This window comes from Mesorhizobium sp. M5C.F.Ca.IN.020.29.1.1, assembly GCF_003997375.1.
Lineage (GTDB): Bacteria > Pseudomonadota > Alphaproteobacteria > Rhizobiales > Rhizobiaceae > Mesorhizobium > Mesorhizobium wenxiniae.
In genome coordinates this window covers 1-7,655 of record NZ_RZSW01000293.1, presented here as the reverse complement: position 1 = coordinate 7,655, position 7,655 = coordinate 1, and the positions used below count along the sequence as shown (strand labels likewise).

7 protein-coding genes are annotated in these 7,655 nt (G+C 60.2%); 5 read left to right on the top strand and 2 right to left on the bottom strand.

Features of this window, described 5'->3' with window-relative positions:
- A partial coding sequence (locus EOA85_RS21670; RefSeq protein WP_127211109.1) for an alpha-glucosidase C-terminal domain-containing protein occupies positions 1 to 462 on the top strand: 462 nt, incomplete at its 5' end.
- A gap of 16 nt (positions 463 to 478) precedes the next feature.
- Here EOA85_RS21670 and EOA85_RS21665 read toward each other — a convergent pair.
- Both EOA85_RS21665 and EOA85_RS21660 read right to left on the bottom strand, forming a co-directional pair.
- Positions 479 to 2,263, bottom strand: coding sequence for a pilus assembly protein TadG-related protein (locus EOA85_RS21665; protein ID WP_245485931.1), 1,785 nt, complete (start codon positions 2,261 to 2,263; stop codon positions 479 to 481).
- Positions 2,264 to 2,743 carry a TadE/TadG family type IV pilus assembly protein gene (locus EOA85_RS21660; protein ID WP_127211108.1) on the bottom strand — a complete coding sequence of 160 codons (480 nt, stop codon included), beginning with the start codon at positions 2,741 to 2,743 and terminating at the stop codon, positions 2,264 to 2,266.
- 357 nt (positions 2,744 to 3,100) lie between these two features.
- Here EOA85_RS21660 and EOA85_RS21655 point away from each other — a divergent pair, with 357 nt between their 5' ends.
- From EOA85_RS21655 to EOA85_RS21640, 4 genes are all read left to right on the top strand, one after another.
- Positions 3,101 to 4,693 (top strand): peptide ABC transporter substrate-binding protein, encoded by a 1,593-nt coding sequence (locus EOA85_RS21655; RefSeq protein ID WP_127211107.1) that lies wholly within the window; start codon positions 3,101 to 3,103, stop codon positions 4,691 to 4,693.
- Between the two features lie 159 nt (positions 4,694 to 4,852).
- Positions 4,853 to 5,776, top strand: a complete 924-nt coding sequence (locus EOA85_RS21650; RefSeq protein WP_127211106.1) for an ABC transporter permease subunit — start codon at positions 4,853 to 4,855, stop codon at positions 5,774 to 5,776.
- Positions 5,769 to 6,890, top strand: a complete 1,122-nt coding sequence (locus EOA85_RS21645) for an ABC transporter permease subunit (protein WP_127211105.1) — start codon at positions 5,769 to 5,771, stop codon at positions 6,888 to 6,890. The genes EOA85_RS21650 and EOA85_RS21645 overlap by 8 nt, the downstream gene beginning before the upstream one ends.
- 1 nt (position 6,891) lies before the next feature.
- The coding region (locus EOA85_RS21640; RefSeq protein WP_164759790.1) for an ATP-binding cassette domain-containing protein at positions 6,892 to 7,655 on the top strand (764 nt) is incomplete at its 3' end.

The following is a 7,655-nucleotide window of genomic DNA, read 5'->3' as shown; positions in this document are numbered from 1 at the left end:
CCTTACGGCATCCGCTTCTGGCCGGGATTCAAGGGCAGGGATGGATGCCGCACGCCGATGGTCTGGGAGAAAGGCGCCGACAATGCCGGTTTTTCCACCGGCAGGCCGTGGCTTCCGATCCCTGACAGCCATCGCGCCCGCGCGGTCGATGTCCAGAACGGCGAGGAGAAGTCAGTTCTGGCCAGTTACCGAGCCATGCTCGCCTTGCGCAAGCGGCATGCGGCGCTGGTTCGGGGCTCGATCCGGTTCCTCGATGCCGAGGGCGAAGTCCTTGCCTTCATTCGTGAAGGCGACGGCGAGAAGCTGCTCTGCGTTTTCAATTTCGCCGACGAGCCGGCCAGTTGGCCGTTGCCGCAGGATATCGATGTCGCAGAGACGATCGATCTTGGCGCTGGTGCCGCCTTGCAGGAAAAAATTCTGTCGCTGCCGCCCTTGAGCTGTTTTCTCGGACGAGCCGGCTGACCTCTCTACTTGGTCCTCATTGAACGAGCACGGAGCGCCCGCAAGTCGCGCCCATGACCCGGACGTCTGCCTCGCCGACATGCACGCCCAGTGCCGCAAGCACATTGTAAACCAATTCGTCGACCGGCGCCGTCACGCCGTTCAGCAGCGCCACCACTGCCGGCTTCACCGTTCCAAGCAGGGCGGTTACATCAAGCCCGAGGCCCAGCGCACTGACCGAAAGCGACAAATTGCTGACCAGCGACGTGGTGAAAGATTGCGTCAGGTTTTTCGTGGAAGCGGTTTTTATCGTCTTGTTTGCGATTTCGGTGCTGTTGAAGGTCAGTATCGTCGGATCGTTGTTGGCGATCTCAAAGGCCGCAGACCCATTCACGCCGATCAGATTCAGGGTGAGAAACAGAAGCTTCACGCTGACCTGCGCGATTTCGGCATTTTGAAACGACTGTGGGTTGCTGAAATCGGCGAAGGCGGAGGGGCTGTTGTCGGCATCGCTGGCGCCAAGGTGCAGCGAGGCAAGGCCCGGACGTGCGGCAATGGTAACCTTCAAACTGTCGGGGTGCCCTGTCGCGCAGCTGATGTCGGTCAGCCTGGCTTCGGCGGAGGCCACCTCAACATGCAGCGGCAGTTTGACGGCCAGCAGGCTGATACCGCCACCAAGATTCGAATTGTCGATGCCGACGGATGCCACCAGCTTGATCCGCGTCTGTGCCGTACGCACCACGGCGCCCTTCTCGCCGATTGTCAGCCATGGCGAGAATTGCGCCGGTTCGCCGATGGCTACGGCAAGCGTGGTCGAGGTAAGCCCCGGAATGGTGGCCCCGAGATTGACCTGGACCTGGTTCGAACCGTTGGCCAGTGCAGCGGCGGTGGTCAGCATGCCCATGGCGCTTGCATCGACGGAAAGGCCAGCCGGCTTTTGTCCGAGGCCCAACTGGCCAATTGATCCAAGGTCGACAAGATGCTTGAGTGGGATTTTGACCGTGCTGGTGGCTCTGGACGCGATTGTCTGCAGAACGAGCTTGCTGCTGCTGCCAACCGTTGAAACGTTAGCCAGGGCCGTGGCTACCTGGCCCACGGTCGCTTTTGATGCCAGCACGTCTGAATAGCTGACGCCTGTCAGTTGCAACTGGACGGCAAGAGCGTCGACGAACGAAAGCACATTCACATCGGCCGAGATCAGGGCGTTATAGTCCATGACGCTGAGCGAGATGTTAGTGCCCAGGAGGCCGCTGAGAAGCGAGTTCAGGATGCCGCCATTGACGCTGAGAAGCCTGGACCCGACCGAGAACATCGCCTGTGGCGTGACGCTGGCAAGGGCTTCGGTGCCGATGACCGGCGTAGGAATAAGCGAACTTGCGAAATAGCGGGCAGGAATCTTTTTCAGCGCGACATGGACGGCATTGTACGGCGTCTTGCCGGCCTCGAAGCGCTTGTCGACGCCGAGCGACGACTCTGGTGAGTATCGGCCGGCGGTGACCGACACGACGGTTTTTCCGAGGGCCGGGGCGATCGTCTGTCCTGCCTTCTGAACCACGATACCAGGCATTCCATTGTCGCCGAGCGTGGTCACCACCGCGGCCTCAATGTTGTTGATGTTGGAGGCGGCGGTGATTGCCGCCAGATCGGTCATTGCCTGCGCTTCCCGGCGCTCCGTGTAGATCGAGCCTTCGTCGATGGCGAAGGCGGCCAGCGCCAGCGCGAACGGTGCACACAGCGCCGTCATGACGGTGAAGTTCGCCTTCAGGTCGCCAAGCATTGAGTGGGTGACCCGGCCGATCCTCTCCAGCAAGGGTTCCGACATTCAGATGCCTCCAACCCGGATTGTCGACTGGCGTGAGATCGTGGTTCCAGGCATGGGCAGTGCCGGGAACAGGTTCCAGACCGGCAGGTTACGAGCATCATATTGGACGGACACGACGAACTGGTTTCCGTCGGCTGTGCTGTCCTTGGCCTGATAGGTCAGCTTGTCGGATTTGACGAATGGATATCCGCCGGCATTGTTGTTGACGAAACTGGTCACCAGCGCCTGGCGCTCGCCTTCGTTCAGCCCGGCAATCGCCGTGCGGGCGGCGTCCGCCGCAATTTGCTGCACGGAGTGGCTTGCCCCGAAATAGATACCATACGCAACCATTCCGAGCAAAAGTAAGATAAAAATCGGCGAAAGCAGCGCGAACTCAACAGCGGAAGTTCCGGACTGCTCTCTAAACTGACGTAATGTGAGTCTTACACGGCGCGATTTATGACGCTCTATAGAGATTGTATTACTTTCTTCGCGGTTCATGTCCTTCGCCCATCGAGACATACCGAAGCTCACGAAAAATATAACCCATCGTTGTTTAAAGACGCATTAAGACATTTCGGCAAAGTGGAATCGACGACAAGTTTCTGGCCGGAAACGAAGGCTTGAAATGGGAAACGAGGCAAGCCGCTGTTCTGCCGGTCACGAAGTGGCCTGTCGTTGCGCCTTACTTAGGGTGACCTAACGAGTCTGTTGAAATAAAAAATCGCCACGTTACTGTTTGGCCACCAGCTGCCGGAAAGGGAACCGGCGGCGCGCTCAAAGGGGCCATCTAATCGGTTTCGGGGCGTCAACACTCAAGAGGCGCAGCTGAACGGCCGCCTCGACAGGGAGAACTCCATGCTGAAAAATATGCTGAAGGCGACGGTGTTCGCCACAACCATGGCCTTGGCTGCCGGCACGTTCTACACGCCGGCCTTCGCCGAGGTCGTCTATAACCGCGGCACCGCCGCCGAATCGGAGTCGCTCGACCCGCACAAGACTTCGACAATTTACGAAGCAAATATTTTGCGTGACCTGTTCCAGGGGCTGACCATGCAGGACGCAAAGGCGAACCTCATCCCGGGCGCCGCCGAAAGCTGGACAGTATCGGACGACGGCACCGTCTACACCTTCAAGCTGCGCAAGGGCGCCGTCTGGTCGGATGGTGCTCCGGTCACGGCAGATGACTTCGTCTACGCTTTCCAACGGCTGGAAGACCCGGCCACCGGCGCCGAATACGCTTCGATGCTCTATCCCGTGAAGAATGCCGAGGAGGTGAACACCAAGAAGGCCAAGCCCGAGGAGATGGGCGTCAAGGCAATCGACGCAAATACGCTGGAAGTGACGCTGAAGGCGCCCACGCCCTATTTCCTCGAAATGCTGACCCACCAGGCGGCCTATCCGGTCAACAAGGCCTCAATGGAAAAGCTCGGCGCCGATTGGATCAAGCCGGGCAATCTGGTCTCCAACGGCGCCTATACGCTGGCGGAGTGGGTTCCCAACGACCACATCAAACTGGTCAAGAATCCGAAATTCTGGGACGCTGCGACCGTCAAGCTCGACGTCGTCAACTACATCCCGACCGAAGATCGTTCGTCGGCGATGAAGCGCTTTGAGGCCGGCGAACTCGACAGCTACGACGACCTCCCGACCGAGCAGCTCGCCGACCTCAAGGCCAAGTTTGGCGATCGGATTCGCGTCGGGCCTTACCTCGGCACCTACTATTTTGCGATCAAGACCGACAAGGCACCGTGGGACAACGTCGAACTGCGCAACGCCATCTCCATGGCAGTCGACCGCGATTTCCTTGCCGAAAAGGTCTGGCAGAACTCGATGCTGCCCGGCTATTCGATGGTGCCTCCAGGCATTGAGGGCTATACGCCGGCAATGGCCAAATACGCGGATATGTCGCAGATCGACCGCGAGGATGAGGCCAAGAAGGTACTCGAGAAGCTTGGCTATACCCCCGAGAAACCGCTGAAGATGGAAATCCGCTACAACACGTCGGAAAACCACAAGAACACTGCGGTCGCCATCCAGGAGCAGTTGAAGCCGCTCGGCGTCGAAGTCACGCTGCTCAACACCGACACCAAGACCCACTACTCCTTCCTTGAGCAGAAGGGCGACTATGACGTGGCGCGTGCTGGCTGGATTGCCGATTACAAGGATCCGGAAACCTTCCTCGGCATCTCCCGCAAGGCAAGCGGCAACAACTATTCGGGCTACAACAGCCCGGAATTCGAGAAGGCCATGGACGAGGCGGCGGCCGCCGGCGGCAAGCCCGAACAGCGCATGAAAGAACTCGCCGAGGCCGAGCGCATCCTAGTCGACGAGGTCGGCAACATCCCGCTTCTCTACTATAGCTACAAGGATATCGTTTCTCCGAAGCTTCATGGCTTCGAGGATAACGTTATGGACGTGCATCCGTCCCGCTTCATCTCCAAGGACTGATCTCCTTGGCCGGACTGCCGCCTTTACAGCGCCGCGCGTCCTTCAGGACGTGCAAAGGGCGCTGTAACGCTTGATTTTGCGCGTGATCCTTTCCGAACCTTCGGTTCGGGTCATGCGTTAGCGGCGGCGGCTCCGGTTTGCTAGCAAAGCGGGGAACCGATGCTACGATACGTATTCCGGCGGCTCCTGACCGCCATCCCGACGCTGTTCGTCATCGTGACCATGGCGTTCTTCCTGATACGTGTCGCGCCTGGCGGCCCGTTCAATCAGGAGCGGGGCCTCAGCCCCGAGATCAAGGCCAATCTTGAAGCGCAGTTCGGCCTCAACGACCCGCTCTGGCTGCAATATGTCCATTATCTCGGCAATCTGCTGCGCGGCAATTTCGGTCCGAGCTACAACATGCCGGATTTCACCGTCACCGAATTGTTTGCCAGGGGCCTGCCCGTTTCAATCCAGATCGGCGCCTCGGCCCTGATCCTGGCACTGCTGCTCGGCGGCCTCCTCGGCACTGTTGCCGCGCTCAATCAGAACAAGTTTGCCGACTACTCGGTGATCGCGCTGGCCGCCGCCGGCAGCACCATCCCGACTTTCGTCATCGCCCCGGTGATCCAGCTTGTGTTCGGCCTGACCTGGAAACTGCTGCCGATCGGCGGCTGGGGCGATGGCGCCTTGCTCAACAAAGTCGGGCCGGTGCTGACGCTCGCCTTGCCGCAGATCGCCATCGTCGCTCGCCTGATGCGCGGCTCGATGATCGAATCGTTGCGCTCTCACCACATCCGCACCGCACGCGCGCTCGGCCTGTCGGACTGGTCGGTTATCGTCAAGCATGCGCTGCGCGGCGCCATACTGCCGATCGTCTCCTTTACCGGCCCAGCGGCGGCGGCGCTCCTCACCGGTTCGATCATCGTCGAGACGATCTTTTCTATTCCCGGGATCGGCCGCTATTTCGTCGATGCCGCGCTTAACCGCGACTACACGCTGGTCATGGGCACAGTGGTGGTGATCGCGCTGTTCACCATCGTCTTCAACCTGATCGTCGACGTCATGTATGCCTTCGTCGATCCGAGGGTGCGCTATGACTGACATCGCAGCCACCGCTCCGGCCGTCGTCGGCCGCTCCCTATGGGGCGATGCCTGGGCACGGCTCAAGGCCAATCGCGCCGCCATGTTCAGCCTGTATTATCTTGCCTTTATCGCCGTAATCAGCGTGTTCGGGCCGTCTTTGCTGCCGCATCGATACACCACCATCTACGCCGACCATGTGCGCACGCCGCCGAGCTTCTCGGCCTATCCGAAGGCCGACATGATAGAAACCGCGCTCAATGAGGCGATCAAGCGCATGCGTGTCGACATCAAGGAGTGGCGGCAGGAAGGCAACCGCATCTTCGTCACCGTCACATCGCCCAAGCCGATCGACGACCGCAATGTCCGCTATCTCGACCGTTCGGATGCTTTCGACGATACAAAGATCGAGGGTAAATCGCCTGACGGCCTTGAAGCGGTGATGAGCGCTTCGATCAGGCAGCAATATTTCCTGTTCGGCACGGACAATACCGGCCGCGATCTGCTATCGCGAACGCTGATGGCCGGGCGCATCTCGCTGGCCATCGGCCTGCTCGCCGGGGTTGTCGCGGGCGTCATCGGCGTGCTCTACGGTGCTACGGCCGGCCTTGCCGGGGGCAAGGTCGACGAGGTGATGATGCGCATTGTCGATGTGCTTTACTCGCTGCCGTTCATCTTCTTCGTCATCATGCTGGTGGTGTTCTTCGGCCGGAACTTCGTGCTGATGTTCCTGGCGGTCGGCGCCGTGCTGTGGCTCGACATGGCGCGAATCGTGCGCGGCCAAGCGCTGTCGATCCGGCGGCAGGAATACGTCCAGGCCGCGGAGGCGATGGGCGTCGGTCAACGCGGCATCCTGATCCGCCACGTCATTCCCAACCTGCTTGGCCCGGTGGTCATCTACATGACGCTGCTGGTGCCGCATGTCATCATCCTGGAGAGTTTCCTGTCCTTCCTCGGGCTCGGCGTGCAGGAACCGATGACCAGTTGGGGCGTGCTGATCTCGACCGGCGCCAAGAACATCGGCACCGCCAACTGGCTGCTTTTGTTCCCTGCCTTCTTCCTCGTCTCGACGCTGTTCGCGCTGAACTTCGTCGGCGACGGCCTGCGCGATGCTCTCGACCCCAGGGATCGTTGAGATGGACACTTGCGAAACGATCCTCAGCGTCAAGGACCTTCGGGTCCGCTTTCGCACGCTCGATGGCGCGGTCGAAGCCGTCAAAGGCATCAACATCCACGTCAATGCAGGCGAAACCGTTGCCGTGGTCGGCGAATCCGGTTCCGGCAAGAGCCAGACGATGATGGCGGCGATGAGCCTGCTGGCCTCGAACGGCGAGGCGACAGGCGTCGTCGACTATCGCGGCCGCAACCTTTTGACCCTAAGCAAGTCCGAGCTCAATCAGATCCGCGGCCGCAAGATCAGCATGATCTTCCAGGAGCCGATGACCTCGCTCGATCCGCTCTATTCGATCGGCAATCAGTTGATCGAACCGATCCGCCGGCATCGCGGACTTGGCGCGGCGCAAGCACGCGAGGAGGCGCTCAAGCTCTTGCGGCTGGTTCATATTCCCGATCCCGAGCGGCGGATGAAATCCTATCCGCACGAATTGTCGGGTGGCCAGCGCCAGCGGGTCATGATCGCCATGGCGCTGGCCAACGATCCCGACATTCTGATAGCAGACGAACCGACGACGGCGCTCGACGTGACGATCCAGGCGCAGATCCTCATGCTGCTCGCCGAACTGCAGCGCAAGCTCGGCATGGCGATCGTCTTCATCACCCACGACCTCGGTATTGTCCGGCGCTTTGCCGACCGCGTCTATGTCATGCGCTACGGCGAAGTCGTCGAGGAGGGCGAGGCGGAAGCGATCTTCGTCAATCCGCAGCATGCCTATACCAAGAT